Source organism: Pseudoalteromonas sp. NGC95, from assembly GCF_015864705.1.
GTDB classification, from domain to species: Bacteria; Pseudomonadota; Gammaproteobacteria; order Enterobacterales; family Alteromonadaceae; genus Pseudoalteromonas; species Pseudoalteromonas arctica.
Map to the genome: position 1 here is coordinate 67,903 of NZ_JADYWR010000007.1, position 26,365 is coordinate 94,267.

The window sequence follows — 26,365 nt, forward strand, 5'->3', positions numbered from 1 at the left end:
TAACTAACTAACTAACTAACTAACTAACTAACTANAACTAACTAACTAACAATATCCCACGCACTTGTACCCGATGCTGAAAGGTTACTGGTGTTATTGCGTAATACTTTATTACCTACATTAGCTGATGACTCAGGTCGACTTACTAAATAACCCTGAACAGAACTCACACCCATTTTTTTAACAAGTTCAAACTGCCCTATTTCTTCAACGCCTTCAGCTACAATTTTAAGGCCAAGCTTTTGTCCAAGCTCACTAATTGTATTTAATATATCATTATATTTTTGGCTTTTATTAGCTTGAGCTATAAACGAGCGATCAATTTTAATAACATCTATTGGTAAATCCGCTAATGTACTTAAAGAACTAAAACCTGTACCAAAGTCATCAATAGCAATAGTAATCCCCTCTTCTCTTAGCCTACTTAGCTCTTTAATAATTCTTGGACTGGCTTTAATGAAAGTTGATTCGGTAATTTCTAGCATCAAAGACGTCGCCGGTAAGCCGGTTTTTTTGAGCTTCTTCATTACCCAATCATAAATGTCACGGTGCTTTAATTGAATGCCCGAAACATTTACTGATATTTTTACTTTGCGCATACCTGCATTGTGCCAAGCAGCCATTTGCCGACACGATTCAAGCATAATCCAATCGCCAAGCTCTAATATTAAATTAGACTCTTCTGCTATCGGAATAAACTCTGAAGGAGGGATCATACCCTCAACTGGGTGGTCCCAGCGTGTAAGCGCTTCGAAATAATCAATCATACAATCTTCAACATGCACAATTGGCTGAAAAGATAAGTAAAAATCTTTACACGCGACTGCTAAACGCAGCTCTTCAAGTAAATAATGGTAACGGCGCATTTTGTTACCCATTTCTGGCGAGTAAACTTTAAATATTCCCTTACCATCACTTTTAGCTCTATACATAGCTACATCGGCTAATTGTAAAAGCGCTTGAGGCGTTGATGCACTTTCTGGGTAAGCCGCAATACCAATACTGGCACTAATTTTTACTATTTTATTGCCAAGCACAAAGTCTTTTTCAAGCTCACTTAGCACATGCTTAGCAATTTCAACGACTCTGTCGCTATCATCAAGTAATTCTATAAAAATGGAGAACTCATCCCCTCCTAACCTTGATAAGTTTTGCTCTAATTGGTTAGCATTATTTATGTTACTTAATTTATGGTGGCGTAAAACATTCGCAAGTCGGCTAGCAACTTGAACTAATATTTCATCACCAAAACTGTGACCAAACGAATCGTTTACTTGTTTAAAACCATCAAGGTCTATAAACAGGAGTGCACACTTGAGATCTTCTTGATTAGCATGATTAATTTGTCTGTCGATATGTTCAATATATGCATGGCGGTCAATTAATAACGTCAGTTTATCTTGGCATATACTGGTTTGAGTTTGTTTTACATAATTAGCCACATGCGTATTTAAACTATTTATTGATTGGCTTAAGCTGCTTACACCCAAAGGGTTCTCAGCCGGCTTTACTTGCAAGTTAAATGCAGTGAGTAAGCTATTGGCTTGAAGATTAAGCTCCGCTATTTGATTTTTATAATGGCGCTTTCTACGCTCTCTGCGTAAGTACAGGCCAGAACCAAATATTAAGATACATAAAAGTAAAAAATTAATAGGTGATGCAAGTGTCATTATAATTAACTTACTTGAATCAGCAGCTACAAACTGAGTGTCAGTGGTTTTAATAAGCAAAAAATCAGCAGTGGGCTGCTCAATTATATAATGGCCATTTAAGATCGGATTATACCAAGGAGCCATATCAAGAGAGGTATTCGTTATTTCGAAATTTCGTATATCAATACTGGTACTAAATAAATTTATACGATTAATCTGATTCGTTAACTCTATGTTTATACAAAAACAAAATAGAATTATGATTAGAAAAATAAAACCGAGCGGCTTAAGTTTACTCATGAAAAAAATCCATCTATCTTACTTCTCCCTTAAACCTGTTACTAAAAGCGGATTATATCGCCTGCATTTCGAACTACGCAAGAATTGATATAACCCTTAGCCACTAGCATAACAAAAATCGTAACAATAATGGATTAACTAACTATATCTTGCATATAGTATAGGTGGGATTAACAAAAATAAACAAAAAGGTTCTAATTGTTTAAAATTTAATACATACCGTCAATAAGCTCTATAATTTTTTCTTCAGCGTCTATAAACTTATCCAATCCACCACCGGTGCGATAAGATGCTTGTGCTATTTTTTCATTCGTTTCAACGTCTTTAATCCAAATATTTGCGTATGCCATATAGAGCGCTATATCCCAACGCCAATTTGCTACGTAGTAAGCCACTGCATTACATCCTGTCGTATCTGCACCTGGTAATTCGGTCTGGTAGTCCTGGTGTTTCAATACATAATTGGCTGGAATTACCCGAGTTTCAACATCATGCTTTGCAAAACCTTTTTTCATTGCATCTATAACACCAGCTTTAACAGCCTTATGTTCAGCAATACATACTGTTTTAGGTATGTTTGTTTCAAATCGAGTAATGTCTTGCTTTGCAGCACAACCGGCCAAGGTGGCAACCATTGCTGCTGCAACTGTTATTTTTAACGTATTCATATTTATTCCTTTTTTATTTTTAATATTTAAAGCTGCCATGCATAGCTAACTTTTGTAAAAAATGTACGCTGATCTCGCTCAATATTTTTAAGAGAATCGTCTTGGTAACCTCTATCTGAGTAACCCAAATAAAACAGTGTTTGCGCATTAATTTTATATGAGTAAACAAGCTGGCTGCCATAGTCTTTATTGATTTGACTAACTTGGTAAAAGTAGGCGTTTTCGTCTCTATCAATGTCTTCAAATTGTAAAATTAATTTAAGAATTGAACGCATGCTAAATTTATAATGAAGCCTAAAGTCGACCAAGTTAGCAGTAAATACGCGATCCCCTTGCGGGTTATCTAATTGACTGTAGTTATGTTTTACATCGAGCTGCCAATGGTCGTTAATGTCCCACACCACTTGGGTTTGAGTGTCAAACGCGTCGCCTAATTGCTCATTTGCATAATCAATGCGGCTAGCGTATTCAATATATAACGAAAGCTTTAAATCTTTAGTGGGTTTAAAGCCCGTATAAATAAAACCAATATTTTGATTATAAAAATTGTCGTTATAGTTTTCATAGCGGTGCACTAAACCAATTTCAAAAATAGATTGTTTTTGGCCTTTAAAGCTTAAAAAGCCTTCGTATTCTTCTTCAAGTAAGTCGCCGTTTTGCGCCCACGTTTTATCCCAGTCAGCTTCGTATGACCATGAGGTAAGTAAATCAGATTCATCTCTGTACCATGTTTGTCCGCCACCAAAGCCTACTTTTTCATAATCAACTTTAGCTTGATAACCTAAATCAGTTCGGTAGTCCTGCCCAATATTTTCATAAGATGCAAATAATTTGTAATCACGTTTATCGCGGGTAAGTTCCAGGGCATATGCTTCATCTGACTGAGTTTCAGATAAGTTATAATTTTGAATTAAAAATTCAGAGTTACGTGTATCAGCAGATGATACTTGATACAAAAGAGTATCCGATTGATTAAACCAGTAGCTACCATCCACTGATAATACAGTGTTGTGATAGTCATCACTTTCTCTGTGCGTGCTTGAAAGGCCAATAGTACCCTGCTGACCTAGGTCATATTGATAACGCCCTGCGGCCGCATTCGTTTTTTCGTTTAAGCTTGCAAAGCCAGAGCCCTGATTCGTTGGCAGTAAAATATTACTATTGTCGTCATCAGCGAGCATTAACGCATAACTATGATCACCCGTTTTACCCGTTAATTTTGCACCTAAAGTAGGCTCTGCAATTGTACGTGTATATAAAAGCTCAAATAAGCTGCTTTTAAAGTAAGAAGCTCCATCTAAAAAGAAAGGACGTTTTTCAGCATAATAAATAGAAAAGGTTGTATTTACATCGAGCTCTAAAGAGTCTGTTTCTACTTGCGAAAAATCTGGGTTGATAGTCGCATTTAAAACAGCGTCCTTGGTTAAACCCCAGCGCAAATCTAAGCCCACTTCGGTATCTATATCGCCATTATCCCAGTTACCCGGTAATTCAGATTTATTATCGTTACGAAGTGCTGTCAATGTAGGTGTTAATTGAATATTTTTACTCGATTCAATATCGCTAAAACCCACTAACTTATCAAACTGACAAAGGCTACATTTTATATTTCTATCAAATCCCATATTTGATAGCTGATATAAAACATCACGTTGGTAGTTTCTCATTACTGAAAAACCCCACGTTAGCTCTTTTTTATTTTCAGGAAAGCGCAGTGCCTTAAAAGGAATACGCATTTCAACAACGTAACCTTTCTCGTTAATTTGTCCCGCGCTATCCCAAATAGCATTCCATGAGGTATCTGAGCTCCATCCATCGGTATCGGTCATTCTTATATCGCCTTGTGCACCAAGGGGATTTACATGAAATTCATAACCACTGCGTTCATCATTAAATGTATCAATAACAAGAATGACTACGTCGTCTTCCCATAGCGTATCGCGGTCACGAAGTGATGCACGAATTTGTTCAGGGTTTGGATCCTCTGCAATAAAGGCAACATATAAGTTTGTGCCATCTTCGTAAATAAAGGCATCAGTTTTTACAGGAGGTGTGCCTTTTTCGTTAGGCTCATCTTGGTAGAGTAGAGGTATACGTGTCGCATTTTGCCAGTGCGCTTCATCCATAACACCATCAATAGTGATATTTGAATCAATACGAGATAAGGATACTTGCTGTTTACTAGCCGCTACATCAAGGCTTGAGAGTAATAAAACGAAACTTAAAAATAGGAAGGTAAACTTTTTTATTATAGTTATAAAGTACTGCATAAACATCCATTTAGACTGTAATTACTCATAGGGAGTAACTTAAGCTGGGGATTGTAATTTATCCAGGTACATTTGTTAATACTTTGAAATAAAAAATTAACTATTTAATGATAAAGGAGTAACTAATTGTTACGTATTATGTTTCGAGTAGTTTAAGTTTATCGTCTATGCCATTCCATACATCAGCGTCCTCTGGTGCAGGTTTAACCTCTGTAATGCGCGGCCAGACCAGTGCAAGTTCAGCATTCAATTCAGTAAACTCTTTTTGAGATTCTGGTAATTCATCTTCTTGGTATATAGCATCAGCTGAACACTCAGGGACACATAAACCACAATCGATACAATCAATCGGGCTAATTGCTAAAAAATTAGGGCCTTCAAAAAATGCATCTGCTGGGCACACTGATACGCAATCGGTGTACTTACATTTTATACAATTTTCGGTGACTACAAACGCCATACTATTTTAATACCTAAGATTTTAAACAACAGTTGTGGATCATACCCATCCACTCCAAAAATACAATAAATAAGTGCCATATCACCCTATTTTAACGTAAAATACGCGCCTTATGTTTGCACACCCGTTGTGCCCTGCATCCCCTTATTGTGAGCGGTAATAATACCCCGCTATGACACCTAAAAGAGATATAAATGATACGTTTAACCGAAATAAAGCTGCCACTTGATCATGACGAAGATGCAATTGGTCAAGCAATTGTAAATAAACTAAAAATCCAACCAGAACAATTGCACAGTTTTAATGTGTTTAAGCGTGGTTATGATGCACGTAAAAAATCAGCTATTTTACTGATTTATACACTCGATATAGAAGTTGATAACGAAGCCGAGCTACTCGCGGCATTTGAAAAAGACCAACATGTAAAAGTAGCGCCAGACACAAACTATAAATTTGTAGCCCAAGCCAGCGAAAATATAACAGAGCGCCCTGTTGTGATTGGTTTTGGCCCTTGTGGTTTATTTGCAGGCTTATTACTTGCTCAAATGGGCTTTAATCCCATTATATTAGAGCGCGGTAAAGAGGTACGTGAACGTACAAAAGACACGTTTGGCTTTTGGCGTAAACGCACACTTAATACCGAATCAAATGTACAATTTGGTGAAGGTGGCGCAGGTACATTCTCAGACGGTAAGTTATACAGCCAAGTAAAGGATCCAAAACATTACGGTCGTAAAGTCATTACTGAATTTGTAGAAGCAGGCGCACCCGATGAAATTTTATACGTAAGTAAGCCACACATTGGTACGTTTAAACTTGTCACCATGATTGAAAAAATGCGCGCTCGTATAATAGAACTAGGCGGCGAAATTCGCTTTAGCACACGTGTTGACGATATTCATTTAGACGACGGGCAAGTAACAGGTTTAACGCTTTCAAATGGCGAGCAACTAAACACTCGCCATGTTGTATTAGCCGTTGGTCACAGCGCACGTGACACGTTTGATATGATCCACAAAAAAGGGATTTATGTTGAAGCAAAGCCATTCTCAGTCGGTTTTAGAATCGAACATAAACAATCAATGATCGATGAATGTCGTTTTGGTACAAATGCAGGAAACCCAATTTTAGGCTCTGCCGATTATAAACTTGTTCATCATTGCGACAATGGCCGCACAGTTTACAGCTTTTGTATGTGCCCAGGTGGCACAGTAGTCGCTGCAACCTCTGAAGAGGGCCGTGTTGTTACCAACGGTATGAGCCAATATTCACGAAGTGAGCGCAACGCTAACAGCGCTATTGTGGTAGGCATATCACCGGAGCAAGATTTCCCAGGTAATCCACTTGCTGGAATAGACTTACAACGTAAACTTGAAGAGCAAGCGTATGAGCTTGGTGGTAGCAACTACGATGCACCAGCCCAGTTAATTGGCGACTTTTTGAAAGGTAAATCATCAGAAAACTTAGGTGAAGTACAACCCTCTTATACACCCGGTATTAAGTTAACCGACTTGAGTAAAGTGTTACCACAATTTGCAATTGATGCTCTTCGCGAAGCGATACCAGCGTTTAATAAACAAATTCGCGGCTTTTCAACTAACGACGGTTTACTAACCGGCGTTGAAACACGTACTTCGTCGCCTATTAGTATTAAGCGTGATAAAACATTCCAAAGTATTAACACCAAAGGGCTTTACCCTGCAGGTGAAGGCGCAGGCTACGCTGGCGGTATTTTATCAGCGGGTATTGATGGTATTAAAGCGGCTGAAGCGGTCGCACTTTCTATGTTAGAAAACGCTTAAACCTCTTTTTTAAGCCGTTTATCGAAAAGCCTCACTTTGTGAGGCTTTTTTGTGCTAAATGTATAGAAAATAATAACACCTCAAGCACCTCAACAATGATCAAAACATTTACCTTTTCGTTGCTTAGTGTATTAGCAATTTTTAACGCTAAAGCACAAGAGCTAAAAACCATCGATGAAATTCACAGTGCATATAAAAATAATTCTATTAATGCACAGCAACTCACCCAAAATTATATAGACCGAATTAACAAACTTAATCCACACTATAATGCGGTTATTAGTTTAGAGCCTACAGCTATTGCTCAAGCTAAAACGTTAGATGAACTTGCCGTCAAAGGAACTTGGGCTGGGCCATTACATGGAATACCTGTACTTCTTAAAGATAATATAGAAACTAAAGGCACACTTCCCACAACGGCTGGCTCTTTAGCACTTAAAAATAACGTTACTGATAATGATGCTTTTGTTGTTAAACAACTACGTAATGCGGGCGCTATAATTTTAGGTAAAGCTAATTTAAGTGAGTGGGCAAATTTTCGTTCATCCTATTCATCTTCAGGCTGGAGTGCCGTAGGCGGACAAACACATAATGCGCACGATGTAACACGTAACCCATGTGGTTCTAGCGCAGGTTCTGCTGTTGCGGTAGCACTTAACTTTGCGCCTATAGCATTAGGGACTGAAACAGACGGTTCAATTACGTGCCCTGCCTCAGTAAATGGAGTGTATGCAATAAAACCGAGTATGGGCCAAGTATCACGCTCAGGCGTTGTGCCTCTTTCAAGTAGCCAAGATTCTGTAGGGCCGATGGCGCATTCACTTAAAGATGCGCTGCTGGTTTTATCAGTTTTGCAAGGTGAAGACTCCCTTGATGCGACAACTACAGGGTTTGAATTAAAAACAGGTAATATAAAATCAAAATCGTCACTTATTATTGGTGCACTGCCTAGCGACAAATTTACAGTTGAAACGCAGCGCCTTTATGCCAAGCAGTTACAAGCATTACAACAGGCTGGACACACTGTTATTAATGTAGATATTACTGATAACTTAGATACGCTATTTGCTGATGAATACTATATTTTACTTTACGACTTCAAAGCCGAAATTAATCATTACCTCGCAAACACTCCAACACAAGTGGCTGTTAAAAGCCTAAAAGCACTTATTAATTTTAATATTAAAAATAAAAAAACAGAAATGCCCCACTTTGAGCAAGATATCCTAGTTCAATCGCAGGCTATTGATTTAACTAACAAACAAAAATATCAGGAGACTAAAGAACGCTATCGCACTTTAGCAACGACAGCCATTGTTAATGTATATAAAAACAACAAGCTTGATATTGTTATAGCGCCTACAGTATCACCGGCCTGGAAAACAGACTTAGTTAATGGTGATAATTTTAATGGCAGTAGTAGTTCGTTATCTGCTATTGCTGGCACAACGCACATAACCCTACCGGTCGGAAAAGTAAGTGGTTTACCGGTTGGTTTGTCCATAATAGCAAATAAAGAGGACGAGCAAGCGGCTTATTTATACGCAAATATTATTGATGAGGTGTTATCACCAGGCACAAAAAAACCTGAGTAAACTCAGGTTTTTTAAACTAAACGGCGTTAACTATGACTTTTTAAGTGACAGTTTTTCGCCTTTTAAGCTTTTACGAACGCTTGAAATACGTGAGCGATTTACTGCTCTCGCTTCACCGGTTGCTTGTCCTGATAACTTGTTAGAACGTGTACGGCGTAAATGCGCTGGCTTTTTACCAATTTTATCAATTAGCACTTCGCGATTACTTACTTCGTAACCTTCTAAATATACACGTTTGATTTTTTGACCGATTAACGTTTCAATTTCAAATAATGTATTTTCTTCTTCGCGGCTAACAAATGAGATTGCTTGGCCTTGGCGACCAGCACGACCTGTACGGCCAATACGGTGAACGTAATCTTCTGCAAGCCATGGTAAATCAATATTAATTACACGAGGTAAGCCATCAATATCAATACCACGAGCAGCCACTTCTGTAGCCACTAATACACGTACCTTGCCTTCTTTAAATTCACGTAAAGCACGACGACGGTTACCTTGAGATTTATCACCGTGGCAAACGCCTGCCGGAATACCATCAAGGTTAAGCTCTTTAACAAGCTCATCAGCTGTTTCTTTCATGTTTACGAAGACAAGCACTTGTTGCCAGTTTTTCTTACCAATCAATTCAGAAAGTAGCTCTTGCTTACGACGTTCTTCAACTGGGTAAACAACATGCTCAACGGTGCTTGCTGTACTGTTAGTTTGATCAACACGCACTATTTCAGCTTGTTTCAATACTTTAGATGCAAATTGTTTAATTGCTGCAGGGAATGTAGCAGAGAAAAGTAAAATCTGGCGCTCTTCTGCACAGCTTTTAATAACGTTTTGCATATCTTCAATAAAGCCCATATCAAGCATACGGTCAGCTTCATCAAGAACAAGGTGCTTAACACTTGCAAGGCTTAAGTTACCTAAACGAATATGATCAAATAAACGACCTGGCGTTGCAACAACAATATCTACACCTTCTTTTAAAGCATTTGCTTGGCCGGCAGTGCTAACACCACCAAATAAGCTAACGACTTTAAGTGATGTATGCTTTGCAAAATCTCTAAAATTATTTGCAATTTGTTCTGCAAGTTCACGCGTTGGAGCAAGTACTAATGCATGAGGTGCATTAGTTGTGCTGAGTTCAGACTCAACCAATTTTTGGATGATAGGTAAAGCAAACGCGGCAGTTTTGCCGGTACCAGTTTGTGCACTGGCTAAAACGTCTTTACCTTTACGGACAGCAGGAATTGCTGCGCGCTGAATGGGCGTAAGGGTGTGATAGTTAAGTTCGTCCAACGCCTGGATGATTTCAGGAGCGAAACTAAAAGATTTAAAATTCATGCTGTATAACCTACGGCCACATTATCAAGGGTCGCAAATTATACAGTAAAAACGAGCTAACAGTTAGTCATAACTTATCTTTTAACGTGTTTAATCTACTTTATAGCGTTTAAATATTAAAGAGGTGTTAATACCACCAAACGCAAAGTTATTACTCATCACGTAATCGGTATTAATCTCACGCCCTTGATACCTTATGTAATCAAGCTGAGCACATTCGTCATCAACGTTATCTAAATTAATTGTTGGTGCAAACCAGTTATCAGCCATCATATTAATGCTTGCCCATGCTTCTATTGCACCACAAGCACCTAATGTATGCCCCAAATAACTTTTTAACGAGCTAATAGGTTTGCTGCCCAATGCTTTAAACGTTGCGTGAGACTCGGCAATATCACCTTTATCTGTTGATGTACCATGAGCATTAACGTAACCAATTTTTTCTGGTTCTAAATTGGCATCTTGCAGTGCCATTTCTATCGCTAGTTGCATTGTTTTTGATGTTGGTTGAGTAACGTGCTGTCCATCAGAATTACAACCAAAACCAACCACCTCAGCTAATATTGTTGCTCCGCGCGCTTTTGCATGTTCGTATTCTTCTAAAATAAGTGTACCCGCGCCTTCGCCTATCACTAAGCCATCGCGATTTTTATCAAAAGGTCTTGGTGTTTGTTTTGGTGTTTCATTTTTTGTAGATGTTGCATAAAGCGTATCAAATACTGCAGCCTCTGTGATGCATAATTCCTCTGCTCCACCAGCCACCATTATTTTTTGTCGGCCAAACTTAATCGCTTCATAGGCGAAGCCTATTCCTTGAGATCCCGATGTACAAGCAGAGCTTGTTGTTATAACACGCCCTTTTAAACCAAAAAACACACCAACATTTACAGGGGCAGTATGCGCCATCATTTTAATGTAACTCGTGGCTGTTACACCTGACATCGACCCCGTTTCCATCATATTTGCAAAGGCGAGTAATGGCTCAGTAGAGCCAGTAGATGAGCCATACGCTATACCCGTAGAGCCATCTGTTAGACTGTCATGCTCTAGTAGTTTGGCTTGTTCAAGTGCGCATTCAGTAGCACGAGTTGACATAAGTGACACTCGCCCCATTGAACGGATTTGTTTTCGTTTGTAATGACTTGGTCGCTCAAAGTGTTTAACTGGCGCGGCTAAACGAGTATTGAGGTCGTCAGCTATATCCCACTCTGGCATAGTAACAACAGCATTTTCGCCTTTAATTAAGGCTTGTTTGAATTCAGACCAATCATCGCCCAATGCAGTGACCACCGACATCCCTGTTACAACAACGCGTTTAATCAAACCATGCCACCATTAACCGAAATTACTTGGCGTGTTATGTAAGCTGCATCATCAGACATTAAAAAAGCGACTGTTCCCGCAACTTCTTTAACGCTCCCCATGCGTTTAAGGGGTATCATTTTCATCATTTCATCAATAGATAATTCATCAGTCATCGCGGTTTCTATTAAACCAGGTGCCACACAATTAACTGTGATTTTGCGTTTTGCCAATTCTAATGCAAGTGCTTTAGTGGCCCCAATAATACCGGCTTTTGCTGCACTATAATTTACTTGTCCTCGGTTACCTGCAATACCTGACACCGATGACATTGTAATTATTCGCCCACCTTTACGGCTTTGTACCATAGGCATTACAGTTGGGTGTACTACATTATAAAACCCATCAAGGCCTGTACGTATTACACAATCCCAGTCTTCCCCTTGCATAGCAGGAAATGCCATGTCGTTAGTAATACCTGCATTACACACCACACCATAATAAGCGCCATGCTGAGCTATATCTTCTATTATTTGTGCTTTGGCCTGCTCTCTGTCGCATACATCAAATTGTAATAAACTGGTGGCTCTACCTAATGCATTAATTTCATCGCATGTTGCTTGAGCTTGCTCAACACCCGCTCTGCAATGTACTGCAATATCAAACCCTTGCTCAGCAAGTTTTAACGCAATAGCTTTACCAATACCACGGCTTGAACCCGTAACTAAAATTCTTTTTGTCATTGATTTTCTCTTATAAATTCCAACGGGTTTTCAGGCTGAAATACATTAATTTTTGCTTGGCAAAGTAGAGTTTCACACACGAGTATTTGGCATTCAAATACACTTAAACCTGACTCTTCTTGATATAGCTTTTTCACTTCAATAGTCAGCTTACTGCCGTTTTTAAAACACGGTTGATAAGTTTGATATTTTCGCGTGCCAATTAAAAAACCAATTTTTACAGGTTTATTTTCATCATTCGCTAACGCACCAGCGTAAGCGGCAATAGACTGCGCCATGTACTCAACACCAATATAGCTAGGTACGCCGTTAATTACAGGACTAAAAAAAGGGCTTTGCTCAGTGATAGTAACGCCGCATTGAGCTTCATCTTCGCTGTGTGTTAAAAGGCTATCTATTAAAATCATAGGCGCATCATGCGGGACTACTTGCTCTATAGGGTAATTAGTCAACGTTAACTCCCAATATTAAGCTGGCATTATTACCGCCAAACGCAAATGAATTAGATAAGCAGTATTTAAGAGCGGGCTTAAACGCTTGTTTTATTATTTTTATATCAGCCAAATCACTGCCTTCTTTAATCGCATTATACGGCAGCATATGTTGGCCGCTGTCTTTTAATAATAACCAACATATACCGGCTTCAATGGCACCTGCAGCACCAAGAGTATGCCCTGTTAAATGCTTACTTGAGCTAAGCGGGGTATTGTTGCCAAACACGCGATTAATTGCAAGTGCTTCCATTTCGTCATTTTTTACAGTAGCCGTACCGTGAGCGTTAATATAATCAATATCACCACAGGATAACTTTGCGCTTTTTAGTGCTTTTTCCATTGAGGCTTGGGCGCCCATCCCATTAGGATCGGGGGCTGACATATGATGCGCATCTGAGCTTTCGCCACTGCCTAGTAACATAACGCCGTTATTTGTTATTGGCTTATTTTTAGTCATTACAAATAAAGCGGCCCCTTCACCAATATTAATGCCGTCTCTGGTGCTAGAAAAAGGCTGGCATAAACCCGAGCTTAAAGAAGCGAGCGAGTCAAAGCCATTAATTGTTAATTGGCACAAACTATCCGCACCACCACAAATTACCACATCGGCTAAATCAGCATTTAGCAAAGCTCGGGCGCTAATTAACGCTTTGCTACTCGACGTGCACGCAGTAGAAATACTGTAACAAGGCCCTAGAGCCCCTATTTTATGTGCAATATAATGAGCGGGTGTTGCTAACTCTTGATCACTGTAACTAAAGTCATCAGGCCAGAGTTTTGTACTTTCATAGCTTTTACGCGCTCTTTCGCCATCATGAATACCTGATGTACTAGTACCCATTACAATTGCGATACGCGACTTATTAATATGCGAAAGTTTATCTAAGGTTGGCTTAATCTGCTCTAAAGCTAGATCAATAAATGTATTGATACGTTTATTATTTGATAAAGCAATAGACTGAACTTGCCCGACATACAGCGGAGTTTGCTCAGCACTTAAACTTTTATTTAAAGTTAATAAAGGAGTTGCAGGGTTATATTTATTTAAGCTTGTTGTGGTTGCATCTTGGCCTATGCCCATCGCACTCACAATGCCTAAATCATTCAGCCAATATGTCACTGTTCTACCTTTTTAAATGTTATTTGATACTGATGTAAAATATTGTTCAACGTTGTCGACTCATCACTATAGTCAATGGTGATAAATGTACCCTCATCGTTAAATACCTGCCGATTAGAGCCAACCTGCTCTATTAAAGCACCCTCTAACTGCTTTTGTAAAAATGCTACTGGCCAATGTACTAATGCAATATCCGCCAAAATATAATAAGGGTCTATCCCTTCTACCGCCAGCATATTTCGTGTTTTTACTGGGCCATTTAAAGGTTTTTCAAGCTCCATAATCGGAAAGCCTTGCACTGTCATTAACAATAACTTAATTGCACCTTTGTCATTTATAGCTAATTGGGCAAATACAGTGTGTGTTTTTTGCTGATTCGTAATATACAAAACATGCTGCCAAGACTTATCAAACATTTGTGCTGGCAGGCTATTAATATTTAATTGAATATTAGGTGATAGATACACTCTATTTTTAGATGCTGTAAAACTCGTACATGCGCTCAATACAGCAAATATAAATACACTACACACCGCATACTTAATTAATTTTGACATAACTGAGCCAACACATTTAAACGGCGTTCACTTTGTGCAACAAATGGGTTATTTGTATCCCATGCGTAACCCGCTAAAATAGCACTAATCATTTCTCGCACCTGAGTATTTTGTTCAGAGTAAAATATCACATCCTGAAAACGCGTATCGTACCACCCTGTTACAAATGTTCTAAAACAATCGACCCCAGCTTGTAATGGCTGTGCGTAGTGAGCGTCAAAATCGACGACTTCGTTTTTTAAATAGCGATCAACAAGTGGGGCAATTAAATTTGCAGATTTGAGTGCAATTGTTACACCTGATGAAAATACCGGGTCTAAAAATTCCCCCGCATTACCCAATAAAGCAAAGTGCTTACCATATAACTTACTCACATTTGCCGAGTAGCCTTTTATATTTTTTGCTGGAGTTAATAACTCACGCTGTGCTAACAGTGTTTTTAAATAAGGGTCTTGCTCTATAAATTGATTTAGTAAATCGCTAGATTCATCATCATTAAAACGCTCTGACTGCGCCACAACCCCAATACTCGCAGTACCATCACTAAAGGGAATAAGCCAATACCACACGTCTGAATATTGAGGGTGTACGGTAATCAAAATTTTATTTCGATCGAAGCTTGTATCACTAATATTGTCTTTAAAGTGACTAAAATAAGCGCTTCGAACAGGAAAGTTAGAAGGAAGCTCTAAATCTAACAATTTTGGTAATACACGCCCAAAGCCACTTGCGTCCAATACAAATCGGGCATTAACGCGATAAGCTTGCTGCTGTTCATTGTGTACCACTAATGATGCACCATTTGGCTCATCACAGTAGTCAACCACCGTGTGCTTATATCTGATTTCTACGCCTTGTCCTTGTGCTTTGTCTGCTAATAATTTGTCAAAGTCGGCTCTTTTCACTTGATACGTAGTGCCTGGGCCTTTAGTAAATTTTTCAGTGAAATTTATAGTTGTATTTTGCCCTGCCCGATGAAAAGCAGCGCCATCTTTAAACTGAAAACCTAAAGCCGCTGCATTGTTATGTAGTGTATCGATTAAGCCCGCGTCTTCTAAGTACGCCATACATTGCGGCAGTAAGCTTTCACCAATTGAAAAACGTGGAAACGCCTGCTGTTCAAGTACCAGTACCCGCCATCCCTTTTGAACTAAAAGACTACTAGCCAATGCACCAGAAGGCCCAGCGCCAATAACAACAACATCGTACTGCTCAAGGTTATTCAAATTATTGTTCCTTTTGAGGCTTTAAAACACTCAGCGGTGATAAAAAGTAAATAGCTAAAATTCCGACCATTACACTCAGCCCAAAGCTAAAAATAGCAGGGGTTTCAGAGGCACTCAGCATGCCAAATACCCACATTGATGATGCTGCAGATAAACTAATCGCCAGTACATTTTTGGGCTCTAACTTATTTATTTGATAAAAAACGAGATAATCAATTGCTAAAGCAATAACAAGTAACGCACCGAGCAAATTAAATAACGACAAGCTACCTTGAATTGCGTTACATATCCAAAGCATACTCAATACCACAACAGATAAAATAGTTACTTGCAGAAGCGCTATCTTAATCGAAAATCGCCAGCTAAATAGCAGCCAACTGATCAGACCCGCGAGCACCAAGCTTAATAGTAAATATTCGCGGTAATCACTTAATAAAGCACTAATTTGTTGAGGTTTGTTATAAATATAAACATCTTTGCTTTTTTCAACTTCATTAATTAATTGAACAGATGAAATACCCGAAATAGACATCCATGTTATCGATTGACTTGGCTCAACAACCATTTGAGAAAGTAGTAACGGTTTAAATGTACTCGCGGCGAGTGTTTCATAAGTGATTAACGGTGATTTTGTACTTGCAAGTGCTTGCCCTGTAACGCGCTCTGCAATATCCAAAGTCCCTTTGTTTTTAGCCTGTTCAAACACAGCCTGGTTATCGCCCTGTCTTTGTAAACTAGGCAACCAATGGCTAATGCTATTATGTTTAAAATTTGGGTCTAGTTGGGTTAAGCGTGTTAAAAATTGTTCTTGTTTTTGTAAAAGCGCTTCGTCGCTATCTGCAAACATAAAAACAATTTGGCTGTCCCATTGTCCAAGTAATAACAAATGCTTTTTTTCGTTTAGCATTAAATGTTCGGAGCTTGCATTTAATAGCTTTACATCATCATTAAAGCTAATTGGTTTAATTAAAAATAACGCACTGATAAAGGCCAGTAATGTAATAAGTATTGGTGTTTTTAGGTGGTTAAAATATTCAAAAACATTGATGAGTTTTTTACTCATCAATAGGCTAGAAGGCGATAACGTGAGCGTAGATTGCCATAATGGCAAAACTAACACGGTAAATAGCCAAGCACTCACTAAACCCGCAATAACAAACACGCCAACTTGAGATAATAACGTTAGTGGCGCACCTAGTAAGCAGCAATAACCCAACGTAGTCGTAATAAGAGACAGTAAAAGCGCAGATTGAGTCCCTTTGCTGTAGCCTTTTTCATGCTCTTTTTTGGCTAAGTCAGTCATACCATGAAATGCATAATCAATGGCAATACCAATCAAGGTAACTGCAAAAACAAGCGTTAATAAATGAATAGTCTTAAACAGCAACACCATAGCGATAGCGCCGCCAATAAGTGCACTCAGTACGGTAAAGCTTGCTAATAAAATACTGTTTAAACGCCTAAACACCCAAAATACCATAGCAATAAGGGCTAATAAGCTAATGCCACCAAACAGGCTCATCTCGTATTTAGCTTGTTTAGCATTTTCAGCCGTATGAAATAGCACACCAGAGTAAGTAATGCTTAAATCAGGGTAGGTTTTATTAAGTATATTGATCTGTTTAATTATCGAGCCAGCTAAATCAATTGATTTATTAACCCCTAAATTTTCAGGCGCTAAGTTTGCCAAAATGACACGGTATTCAACGCCTTTTAAACGTCGAGTTAAACGACCTTGTTCAAGCGTAAACAATTGGCTTTGTTTTAAGTTATCTTCTATAAATGCCGCTAAGCTCAAACTTGTATCTTTGCTTAAGGTAGCACTTACAAATGGGTTGCCTAACTGATTTAATTGCTCAAGGTAATAATGTTCAAACGTTGTTTTTTTGCTTAATGTTTGCTTGTAAGTATCACTTAATAACGCATGTTTGAAAGGTGAGAATGTTTGCGCTAAATCGTTAACGGACGGAAAGTTAAATGTGCTTTTAATTGCATTATCGTCGAGCCATTTTTGGAAATCATCAAATGCTTTATTTTTATTATTTCCTGCAAACGAGAACATAATACGGTTAGCATTTTGCTGAAAAAAAACATCTTCCGCATGTGCAATTTGGGAGTGCGACTTTGGCAATAAGCTAAACATATCGGCGCTAAACGTTGGTTTAGACAGCCAAAAAGCTGCAGCAAAAAGTAAAATTAAACTGCTAAACCACCCTACAATAACGGTAATTCGTTTTGTCACTGCACTATTCCCTTAATTAACCATTGCATTATTTAAAAACATAATTTTATTTGGAATAAGTAAACTCAATTTTTGTGTTATTTCCTGAGTGCTCATTTAGTGTAATACTGCTCACTTGCTTAGCAGTTTCACATAAAATAAAATCACTAAATAATTGCTTTAGCATAGCTTCTTTTGGTATTAACTGTGTGCAACTGTCTTGCATTTTAGCAATGTCAAAACGTGTTTCCAGAGCACTCATATTTACGCTAAGTAAGTCACTCAGTAATCCTACAAATTGCTCGCTACCGGGTTGTGGTATTAACTCACCATTGGCATTTTGTGCAAGCACTTTGCCGTTTTCTATTATGAGCATACTCTCAACAGGCATTTTCACTTGCCAAATTAGCTTTTCGTCAATTAACGAAAAAACACCCGACGAAATAAAAGGCTTAGCAAATCCATTAAATTGCTTATATTGCTTAAACTCACCTTTAATAACTGCTGCATTTACTACAGAGCAAAACAGTAAAAAGCTAATGGCTATGCTCAATGTAAAACATTTTAAAAAATTCATTTAATCGCCTATAAAATAAAAATTTAATTCAAAACCGCTTTTAACTTATTAAATAAAATAGCGGGTGATTCAAATTGCATTTCTTTGGAGCTAACCTCAACCGCAACTTGCGTGGTTGAGGCTTTAGTAAGGCGCTTATTAGTTAGCGAGTCAGTGATTACGTAATCAATCCGTAGTCTATTCTCGTATTCTTTTAAATAAGCCGCTACTTTAATTTTTTGAGTAAATACTGCTGAGGCGACATACTTTATTTGCATATCAACAATAGGCCACGCGTAGCCCGATTCATGCATTTGTGGGTAATCATAATCAAATAAACGCAGTAACTCGCAGCGCGCTACTTCTAAGTAACGTGGGTAGTTACCATGCCATACAACATTCATTGGATCGCAGTCATGAAATGGAATTTCAATTTCTACAACATGCGTTAATAATGCACCTTTACTATTCATACAACGCCCAACGTTTAGTTTGAATATACCCTATTGTTTGCCTTAGCACGGCTTCCATTGGTCTATCCTCAGTGAGGTTTTCAAAGTAATCAGTTATATCGGTATACATGTTTTGCATATCTTGCGTTAAAGTCGAAAACTCAAGATCGCCTTGTTTTATACGCAATCTAACACCTTGAATACTTGCTAATAACGTACTTGCTAACACTTGTTCTGTTAGCTGTAAAATACGTAAACAATCGCGAGACGCAATAGTCCCCATACTCACTTTATCTTGATTATGACACTCTGTAGAGCGAGAAAAAACGCTGGCCGGCATGGTTAGCTTTAATGCTTCAGCAGTGTAAGCACTACAGCCAATTTGAACCGCTTTAAAACCATGATTAATATAACGGCGCTCTGGTGCACTATCAGACAAGTTTGAAGGTAGCCCATTGTTGTACTTAGTATCAACCAAAGAAGCGATTTGTCTGTCTGCTAAATCAGCAAGGTTTGCAACGGCTGTTTTCATGCTATCCATTGCCATTGCAATGTGGCCTCCGTAAAAATGCCCGCCGTGTAATACATGCTCACCTTGGCCGTCAATTATTGGGTTATCGTTTGCTGAATTAAGCTCGTTTTCTATCATGTGCCTAAAAAACGGCAGACTGTCTTGCAGAACACCAATAACATGGGGTGCACAACGGATTGAATACCTATCTTGAAGTCTGTCTGCATTACGAGGGTGATCGTGATGGTTTAAATCTTCTCTTATCCAACGTGCAATTTGCTGCTGCCCAGGATGTGGCTTAACTGAAAATAATATCTCATCAAAATGATGGCTATTTCCTTTAAGCGCTAAGCTTGATAATGCAGTAATACGGCTCGCCAGTTTAGCTAAGTAATTAGCCCTATCAAACGCTAAACACGCTAATGCAGTCATTACCGCTGTGCCATTCATAACGGCAAGACCTTCTTTTGGCCTTAGTGTTAGTGGTTCTAAGCCAACTTCTTTCATAACTTCTGCACTGTTACGTACTTGGTCTTTGTAAAACACATCACGCTCGCCTACCATCGCACCTGCAACGTAAGATAACGGTGTTAAATCGCCACTGGCACCTACTGACCCTTCTTGCGGGATCACAGGCACTATATCGTTATTTAAGTAATCTTTAAGTAGGTGCAGCATTTCCCAGCTAATACCAGAGTAGCCCTGTGAAAGTGATGTTAAGCGGGTCGCTAAAATTGCACGCCCTTGAACTTTATTAAATACATCCCCGAGTCCACAGCCGTGAAAGCGAGTTAAATGCAGAGGTAGTTCATCAACTAAATCAAGGGGTACAGCCACCGTTACAGAATCACCGTAACCAGTTGTAACGCCATAAATTACGCCATCTTCTTTTAAAAGTGTGTCTAAAAAACGCAAAGCGCTATTAATTTTAACGCTAAAAGTTTCACAGCTATTTAATTGCACTTGTGTTTCATTAAAGGCAACTCGAACAATATCTTCAATTGATAATCGCTGATTGCCAAAAAGCTGTATATTTTGTTCAGTCACACTTGTTCTCCATTGATTGATCGCGTACTACCTGCTGATCACTTTTCCAAAAATCGTAAAAATTAAACCACTGATAAGGATATAAAGCTGCGTAATAACTCAAACGCTGTGCATAGTCAGTAATAATAAGTGTTAGCGCCTGCTGTCGCTCTCGTCGAGGCATTTTTAATGATTGGCTGTAATGTTCAAATATCACTTGATACTTTTTGCTTTTTTTATCTTTTAAACAAAACAAAAAGTAAACAGGGCAATCAAGCAGCGCGGCTAATATAAAAGGCCCCTGTGAAAATGGGGCATTTTTGCCTAAAAACGGTACCTGTACCGACCGAGAAGCCGTTGTTGTGCTTGTTCTGTCACCAACAATAACGATTATTTCTCCCTGCTCTACTTTTTCTTTTAGTAAAATAGCTAAGTCAGGCCCCATATCAGTCACTTGTATTAAATTAACCGACACATCTGGGTTAATCTTTTTAAGCATTTTATTAAATTCAACAGCGTGATGGGTAAACACCAGTACATTTATTTTTTTACTGCTGCGGTGCTGGCTAAGTGCCCTGCACACCTCTAAATTACCCAAGTGGGAACCTATAAAAATAGCCCCTTGATTTTGCTCATCTAGCTCAGCAAATAAATGCTCATTAGTGTATTTAATATCACGTTGGGTTATTCGCCCAAGCCAAGCATCAATTTTATCTAATGCGCTATCTGCAAAACTGCAAAAGTGCGTTAATTGCATTTTAAACGTAACAGGTTGTTTACTGCCTTGGTAAACATTAACCTGCGCTAAAAACGCTTTAGATGCTACACGCGCTACTTTTCCTGTTAAAAAAAGATAAAAAACCACAGGAAACAAAACAATCCACAGCCCTTTTCTACCCAGTAATTTATGAGCAAATAACAGTATTTGAATACCTAAGAAATTACCGCGCTCTTGCATTTTAGACCAGTGTTTAGCCGCCATAACGCCTCTTTAATTTATGCCAAATTAACACAGGAGAGCGAATCAACATTCCAAAAAATAAGCGAGTGTGCAACCACGAAATACGCACGTTATCGTGTAATGGCTGAAAATGAGAAAGCCCATTTTCGGGGTAAATTACTTGGCTAGGTAAAAATACAAAAGGCACATTGCGCCAATATAAACGCACTAAAATTTCGGGGTCAAAATCCATGCGTTTTCCAAGCGATACCTCATCAATTAGCTTTGTACTTGGCTCAAGCGGATATACTCTAAAGCCACACATTGAATCTACAATTGTAAAACTTAACGTTTCAATCCATACCCAAACATGCGTTAAATAACGTGCTAAATAACGGTGTTTAGGCACTGAATCGTCATATATTGGGCAACAGCTTATAAGCGCTTTAGGCTGAGCGTTTGAAAGCGCTATTAGTTTTTTAATATCAGATAAGTCATGCTGACCATCAGCATCAATCTGTATCGCATGCGAAAAACCTAGCTTATATGCTTGCTTTAAGCCGGTTTGTACCGCGCCGCCTTTGCCTTGATTATCGTCGTGGGTAACTACACTCAACTGCGCGTGTTTTGCATCAAGCTTACTAAACACATTTTTAGCTTCGGCGTTGCTTGCGTCATCAACCATAATAATAGGAAGATTAAATGACGATAATTGGCTCAGTACATCATCAATAACCGTAATGTGATTATAATTTGGGATAACAATACAAAAGTTATTCATTTATTAGGCTATCAAAAATAACACGGCCAGATGCATGCTGTCCTTTGTTTGAATTATACGAAAAGGTATATTTATTCTCTGCTTTTTGCTCAAGCAATAATTCGATTGTTATACCTGGGGTAATCACTACCTGAAATTTTAATACTTCAACATTTTTAACAGGTTGCTGAACATTATAATATTTACAAATTGCAGCCACTGCCCAGTCTAATTGCACAACACCTGCGAGTATTGGGCCATCCGTAAAATGTCCTTTGAAATAATCTAAATCATGAGGAACTAGTAAGCTTAATTTATACTTTTGCTCTGCTTTTTCACAAGACAGTAAATCAGGCTGTGTTTTAGTCAACTTTTGCAAAAAGACTCTCCAATGCTTTTAAATTTAACTTTGCCTGTGAGTTGTATGGTAATTGCTCTACAAAACGCCACTTTTTAGGGATACAAATTCGCTCAAAGCGCGCTAATGCATGCGCTTTTAATAAATTATTTGTAGCTAACTTACCGTCACCATTAAAAAACATCTGCCCTTTATGCGTAAGCACAACAATAGCGCCTACAATTAATCGCTCACCAGGCAAGGCGATTACTTTAGCTTCACTTACCCACTCACTAGTACACAAATGTTGTTCTAGCTCATCTAAACTTAATCGTTTTTCTTCTAATTTTATAATTCGATCGAATCGGCCTAATAATCTAAATTGACCATTTTTAAGTACTTCGCCTCTATCATCTAAAGGGTAATTTTTGTCGCGAACGAGCGGTGAGTTTAAAATTAAACGCTGATCGTCCAAAGCCCGTACTTTAATACCCGAAAAAGGCTGCCAAAGGCTAACCTTTTCAAGTGAAGTAACTTGTCGATACGCGATACCACCGGTTTCGGTACTACCAAAAACTTGTGTAACTGGTTTATTTAATTGCGTAAACAACGATACAGCATCTTCGTTTAATAGCGGTCCACCTGATGAGAAAATCCATTGTAAATGAGACTTATCATCCACTAAAACATTATCAATACATAACCGTTTTAACTGCGCTGGGCTTGAAACAAACACTACTTTTTTAAATAACTTGAGCTTTGTAGCTATATGTTCTGGGTAATGCAATAGCTCTGTATTTACAACCTTTCCTGCACGTAATGGCCACAATAATCTAAACAATAAGCCGTATATATGCTGATGCGAAACACTCGCTATAAAAATAGGATTATCAATCAGTGCGTAGCTATTAATTAATGTACTTAATTCTTTATTTATTACCTGCCACGTTTTTACAATTGGCTTTGCTTTACCCGACGAGCCCGACGTGTAAAAAACAATTGTGCCTTCTTGAGGCCATTTAATTGTTTCAATAGATACAAAGTGAGGTTGATTGACTAAGGTTCCTATATCTAAAAAATCAGCCTCTAAATCGGCTACTAATTCAGACTCACCAATAAAAAAAGGTGTTTGTTTAAGCAAGGAGTTTAACGTTGCAGGTTGCCCATTAGGCGGCAAAATCACTGTGTTTCCGTGTAGTGCCAAAGCAAATAAGTACACGGCAAATTTGTAGGTGTCTGTGGTGTATAAAACAACCGATGATTTAGCATTTAACGTTGATAGCTTTGCTAAAACTTCGTTTATATCACTAACAAACTGACGCTCCGAAATATCATTATCAGTATGATTAAAACATGTTCTTATCGCATTACTTTGAAAAGCATTAAACACCGGCGTTCCTTTTTACTTTTTGTCTGACTAGCCACTCTATAGCAAACAATGTGCCCATAGCTAAGTAAGCAATAAAACCATTATAAAAAGCCCAGGTTTCTAGGCTACTAAAAATACTGGTGTACAGGGCAATACCACCGTTTAATACAAAAAAAACACACCACACTAGCGTTACTTTTTTTGTATAAATTACACCGTTTTCATCAAGTGAGGGCTCAGTAATGCGCGCAAAGGTTTCAATAATAGAAGGCCCTTTATACAAAGAATACGCAAACACAACTAACATAACTAAATTAATGATTACGGGATACAAACGCAGCCCTAAGTCGCTATCCATTACCTTGGAAATCAAAATAGTAATGGCTGCTAAAAATGTAGCGGGCTTTAACCACGGCATTTTATCAAACAAGGCTCTGCTTACCCAAAGTCTAAGCCCGAGTAAAAATAGCAGTAATACTGTAATAATCTGACTATTAAAACGCGTAAGGCCTACGTACACAATAATAGGGTAGCAAGCCAAGCAAATCATAATTAACGTTGTTAAAACTGCTTTTAACATAGTATTAGTTAACTAACTTTTCTATTTCGGTGACTATGTCTTGCACTGTGCGCACAAGTTTAAAGGCATCAGGCTCAATTTTTTTACCTGTGATTTCTCTTAATTTCACAACTAAGTCAACTGCATCAATACTGTCTAAATCAAGATCTTGGTACAGGTTAGCCTCTAAGCTAATATCTTCTGGGTCTATTTCAAATTCGTTTTCTAAAATGCCGTGTAATACATCATAAATTTCAGCAGCGGTTTTCATCTTTCTTCCTACTTTTATATATTAAGAACGTGCTTGTTCAATAAATTTTGCTAAAGAATTAACTGAGGCAAAGTGCGCTTTAGTTTGATCAGAGTTTGCATCTATTTTCACATCAAATTGCTTCTTTATCGCAAGACCAAGCTCTAATGCATCTATGCTGTCTAGTCCTAGGCCATCTACAAATAAAGCGTCATCATCTTGTATGTCAGCAGTGGTCATGTCTTCAAGGTCAAGGCTTGAGATAATCAGTTGTTTTATTTGTTCTTTTAATTCGCTCATATATTTTTTAGCTCTTGTGTAAAATAATGTTGTAAATCTTTAGTCAATTGGCGTGATTGCATCGCAGGCATATCGCTGTCGTACGTTGCACAATTAAACTGCTGGCTCGCAAGCCCCATTGTAAAATGCGCCTGATATGGCGCGACCTTATACCAAGGTGTGCCTTTGGTTAAAGTGTTTGGCTTCATTTTAATTAAAAAAGTAGTAATGGGCGCATGACATCTAATTGCAATATTTGCAGCGCCTCGTTTAAACTTTAATGTTTTGTGAGGCTCTGTCCGTGTCCCTTCAGGAAATACAATTAAGTTATTACCCTTTTGCAAACTGCGCTCGCATTCTCGTAATAGCTCCTGCGGATCGTCATTACTTATATAGCCGGTGCTTTTAATAACGCCGCGCATAAAAGGATTTTTAAATAAATGCGCCTTTACTACGCAATCTGCATTTTTTACTACCGAAATTAAAACAACAACATCAATTAAAGAAGGATGGTTTGCTAATATCAGTTGCCCTTTTAAGCCTTCAATTTTTGCTTTATCGTTGACATGAAATCGAATAACGCCCGTTACATGCATTAAACTAACAAACCATTTGAAGCTGTAATGTACTGTTTTTCGAGCCTTAATCTTTTGTTTAACTGAGTCACTTTGAAATAGGCGCTGAGCAGGAAAAACAATAAAGGCTAATACTAAACCACCAACCCCAAAAACTGAAAAGCAAAATGCAGTAGCAATAATCCGCCAAATCAACCCACATAACCTTTGTACATTTTTAAGCATGGTATGTAAGCTGCCAATCGTGCTCAAGCGTGTTATGAACAAGTAATATATTGCTTCGCTCATACAAAGCTTTAGCGCATTGAATACTCATTGGTAAGTCGCTTTTTTCCATGCCCGTATTAAATACTTTGTTTAAACTAAAATGGGGTTCGCCTTTTTGCGGCGCTCTTATTATTAAACCAATAGAGTGTGCTATTTGCTGTTCATCGGCGTACTGAGCGTAAATATCGGGGAGAGTCTCATCGGTATGAACTATTAACATGTGTTGCAGATCGTTATCAGCAAGTCTTACAAAGCCATCTACGAGTGCATAGATAAAGCTTTCGGCTCCTGCAGCAATAGCATTTGTAGCACTTGTATTACCCTGTATTATCCCAAAAAGTCCCGATGCGGCATTGTGCACACTTAACCCAAAACCAGTGGGCGACAGTGGCTGATAATTTACTACATCAATAAGTAAGTTAGACGTTTTGTGAAAATCACCGTGGCGAGAAGAAAAAACACTCGGTAAATTAACGTAGTTACCTCGAGTACTTACTTGATGAGCACTAAAAAGTGCCATTTTGATAAAGGAAGTCATTCGGCGTCGCTGCATAGCAGGCACCCAACTAAGATTTAATACAGAGGAATCAAACCAATTACTCTCTTTTATTTGTCGCTGTTCGGGCTTTATCCATATAGCGAGTTCTTCAACAACAAATTTCACAGCTCTGCATATTTTATAAGATATAAGGGAGGGAATTTTACCGATTTTAGCAATAGAAGTAAATAATCATTAACA

The 26,365-nt window shown here is 38.4% G+C and carries 26 protein-coding genes; 2 read left to right on the forward strand and 24 right to left on the reverse strand.

Features of this window, described 5'->3' with window-relative positions:
- Positions 1–41 precede the first annotated feature (41 nt).
- From I6E70_RS08330 to fdxA, 4 genes are all read right to left on the reverse strand, one after another.
- A complete protein-coding gene (locus I6E70_RS08330) occupies positions 42–1,796 on the reverse strand; it encodes a putative bifunctional diguanylate cyclase/phosphodiesterase (RefSeq protein ID WP_442960263.1) in 1,755 nt (584 codons plus the stop codon).
- Between the two features lie 365 nt (positions 1,797–2,161).
- Positions 2,162–2,620, reverse strand: a complete 459-nt coding sequence (locus I6E70_RS08335) for an Sbal_3080 family lipoprotein (RefSeq protein ID WP_007580787.1) — start codon at positions 2,618–2,620, stop codon at positions 2,162–2,164.
- Positions 2,621–2,646: 26 nt separating this feature from the next.
- On the reverse strand, positions 2,647–4,890 hold the full coding sequence (locus tag I6E70_RS08340; RefSeq protein ID WP_007580789.1) for a carbohydrate binding family 9 domain-containing protein: 2,244 nt from the start codon (positions 4,888–4,890) through the stop codon (positions 2,647–2,649).
- Between the two features lie 136 nt (positions 4,891–5,026).
- Positions 5,027–5,350, reverse strand: coding sequence for a ferredoxin FdxA (fdxA, locus tag I6E70_RS08345; protein WP_002958626.1), 324 nt, complete (start codon positions 5,348–5,350; stop codon positions 5,027–5,029).
- Between the two features lie 194 nt (positions 5,351–5,544).
- Between fdxA and I6E70_RS08350 the strand changes: the two genes are divergently transcribed.
- The gene (locus tag I6E70_RS08350; RefSeq protein WP_197113067.1) at positions 5,545–7,152 is read left to right on the forward strand and encodes an NAD(P)/FAD-dependent oxidoreductase; all 1,608 of its coding nucleotides are present in this window, start codon (positions 5,545–5,547) and stop codon (positions 7,150–7,152) included.
- A 95-nt stretch (positions 7,153–7,247) separates the two neighbouring features.
- Positions 7,248–8,747, forward strand: coding sequence for an amidase family protein (locus tag I6E70_RS08355; RefSeq protein ID WP_010553020.1), 1,500 nt, complete (start codon positions 7,248–7,250; stop codon positions 8,745–8,747).
- Between the two features lie 30 nt (positions 8,748–8,777).
- On the opposite strand, the gene I6E70_RS08360 is transcribed toward I6E70_RS08355, so the two are convergent.
- From I6E70_RS08360 to I6E70_RS08455, 20 genes are all read right to left on the reverse strand, one after another.
- On the reverse strand, positions 8,778–10,082 hold the full coding sequence (locus I6E70_RS08360; protein ID WP_002958629.1) for a DEAD/DEAH box helicase: 1,305 nt from the start codon (positions 10,080–10,082) through the stop codon (positions 8,778–8,780).
- 90 nt (positions 10,083–10,172) lie between these two features.
- On the reverse strand, positions 10,173–11,402 hold the full coding sequence (locus I6E70_RS08365; RefSeq protein WP_197188551.1) for a beta-ketoacyl-ACP synthase: 1,230 nt from the start codon (positions 11,400–11,402) through the stop codon (positions 10,173–10,175).
- A complete protein-coding gene (gene fabG, locus I6E70_RS08370) occupies positions 11,402–12,127 on the reverse strand; it encodes a 3-oxoacyl-ACP reductase FabG (RefSeq protein WP_197188500.1) in 726 nt (241 codons plus the stop codon). Before fabG ends, I6E70_RS08365 begins: the two co-directional genes overlap by 1 nt.
- Positions 12,124–12,579, reverse strand: coding sequence for an ApeP family dehydratase (locus I6E70_RS08375; RefSeq protein ID WP_007580798.1), 456 nt, complete (start codon positions 12,577–12,579; stop codon positions 12,124–12,126). Before I6E70_RS08375 ends, fabG begins: the two co-directional genes overlap by 4 nt.
- A complete protein-coding gene (locus I6E70_RS08380) occupies positions 12,572–13,741 on the reverse strand; it encodes a beta-ketoacyl-ACP synthase (RefSeq protein ID WP_197161309.1) in 1,170 nt (389 codons plus the stop codon). Before I6E70_RS08380 ends, I6E70_RS08375 begins: the two co-directional genes overlap by 8 nt.
- Entirely contained in the window at positions 13,738–14,298 is a 561-nt protein-coding gene (locus tag I6E70_RS08385) for a DUF3261 domain-containing protein (protein WP_197188501.1), read from the reverse strand. Before I6E70_RS08385 ends, I6E70_RS08380 begins: the two co-directional genes overlap by 4 nt.
- The gene (locus tag I6E70_RS08390) at positions 14,286–15,524 is read right to left on the reverse strand and encodes an NAD(P)/FAD-dependent oxidoreductase (RefSeq protein WP_182671191.1); all 1,239 of its coding nucleotides are present in this window, start codon (positions 15,522–15,524) and stop codon (positions 14,286–14,288) included. The genes I6E70_RS08385 and I6E70_RS08390 overlap by 13 nt, the downstream gene beginning before the upstream one ends.
- Before the next feature lies 1 nt (position 15,525).
- Positions 15,526–17,766: a transporter gene (locus I6E70_RS08395; RefSeq protein ID WP_197188502.1), complete on the reverse strand. Its 2,241-nt coding sequence runs from the start codon at positions 17,764–17,766 to the stop codon at positions 15,526–15,528.
- A gap of 46 nt (positions 17,767–17,812) precedes the next feature.
- Entirely contained in the window at positions 17,813–18,322 is a 510-nt protein-coding gene (locus I6E70_RS08400) for an outer membrane lipoprotein carrier protein LolA (RefSeq protein ID WP_024593019.1), read from the reverse strand.
- A gap of 23 nt (positions 18,323–18,345) precedes the next feature.
- Positions 18,346–18,774 (reverse strand): acyl-CoA thioesterase, encoded by a 429-nt coding sequence (locus tag I6E70_RS08405; RefSeq protein ID WP_007580812.1) that lies wholly within the window; start codon positions 18,772–18,774, stop codon positions 18,346–18,348.
- Positions 18,767–20,311 carry an HAL/PAL/TAL family ammonia-lyase gene (locus I6E70_RS08410; protein ID WP_008137191.1) on the reverse strand — a complete coding sequence of 515 codons (1,545 nt, stop codon included), beginning with the start codon at positions 20,309–20,311 and terminating at the stop codon, positions 18,767–18,769. The genes I6E70_RS08405 and I6E70_RS08410 overlap by 8 nt, the downstream gene beginning before the upstream one ends.
- The gene (locus tag I6E70_RS08415) at positions 20,304–21,272 is read right to left on the reverse strand and encodes an LpxL/LpxP family acyltransferase (RefSeq protein ID WP_197161320.1); all 969 of its coding nucleotides are present in this window, start codon (positions 21,270–21,272) and stop codon (positions 20,304–20,306) included. Before I6E70_RS08415 ends, I6E70_RS08410 begins: the two co-directional genes overlap by 8 nt.
- Positions 21,262–22,011, reverse strand: coding sequence for a glycosyltransferase family 2 protein (locus tag I6E70_RS08420; protein WP_197188503.1), 750 nt, complete (start codon positions 22,009–22,011; stop codon positions 21,262–21,264). Before I6E70_RS08420 ends, I6E70_RS08415 begins: the two co-directional genes overlap by 11 nt.
- Complete coding sequence (locus I6E70_RS08425) at positions 22,004–22,369, reverse strand: ApeI family dehydratase (RefSeq protein WP_121954599.1); 366 nt, start codon at positions 22,367–22,369, stop codon at positions 22,004–22,006. Before I6E70_RS08425 ends, I6E70_RS08420 begins: the two co-directional genes overlap by 8 nt.
- Positions 22,353–23,717, reverse strand: a complete 1,365-nt coding sequence (locus I6E70_RS08430) for an AMP-binding protein (RefSeq protein WP_024593024.1) — start codon at positions 23,715–23,717, stop codon at positions 22,353–22,355. Before I6E70_RS08430 ends, I6E70_RS08425 begins: the two co-directional genes overlap by 17 nt.
- Positions 23,710–24,276 carry a hypothetical protein gene (locus I6E70_RS08435; RefSeq protein ID WP_197188504.1) on the reverse strand — a complete coding sequence of 189 codons (567 nt, stop codon included), beginning with the start codon at positions 24,274–24,276 and terminating at the stop codon, positions 23,710–23,712. The genes I6E70_RS08430 and I6E70_RS08435 overlap by 8 nt, the downstream gene beginning before the upstream one ends.
- 4 nt (positions 24,277–24,280) lie before the next feature.
- Positions 24,281–24,526, reverse strand: a complete 246-nt coding sequence (locus I6E70_RS08440) for an acyl carrier protein (protein WP_002958648.1) — start codon at positions 24,524–24,526, stop codon at positions 24,281–24,283.
- A 21-nt stretch (positions 24,527–24,547) separates the two neighbouring features.
- On the reverse strand, positions 24,548–24,805 hold the full coding sequence (locus I6E70_RS08445; protein ID WP_007580830.1) for a phosphopantetheine-binding protein: 258 nt from the start codon (positions 24,803–24,805) through the stop codon (positions 24,548–24,550).
- On the reverse strand, positions 24,802–25,584 hold the full coding sequence (locus I6E70_RS08450; protein ID WP_180961397.1) for a lysophospholipid acyltransferase family protein: 783 nt from the start codon (positions 25,582–25,584) through the stop codon (positions 24,802–24,804). The genes I6E70_RS08445 and I6E70_RS08450 overlap by 4 nt, the downstream gene beginning before the upstream one ends.
- Positions 25,577–26,290: a beta-ketoacyl synthase chain length factor gene (locus I6E70_RS08455; RefSeq protein ID WP_197188505.1), complete on the reverse strand. Its 714-nt coding sequence runs from the start codon at positions 26,288–26,290 to the stop codon at positions 25,577–25,579. Before I6E70_RS08455 ends, I6E70_RS08450 begins: the two co-directional genes overlap by 8 nt.
- Positions 26,291–26,365: the final 75 nt, after the last annotated feature.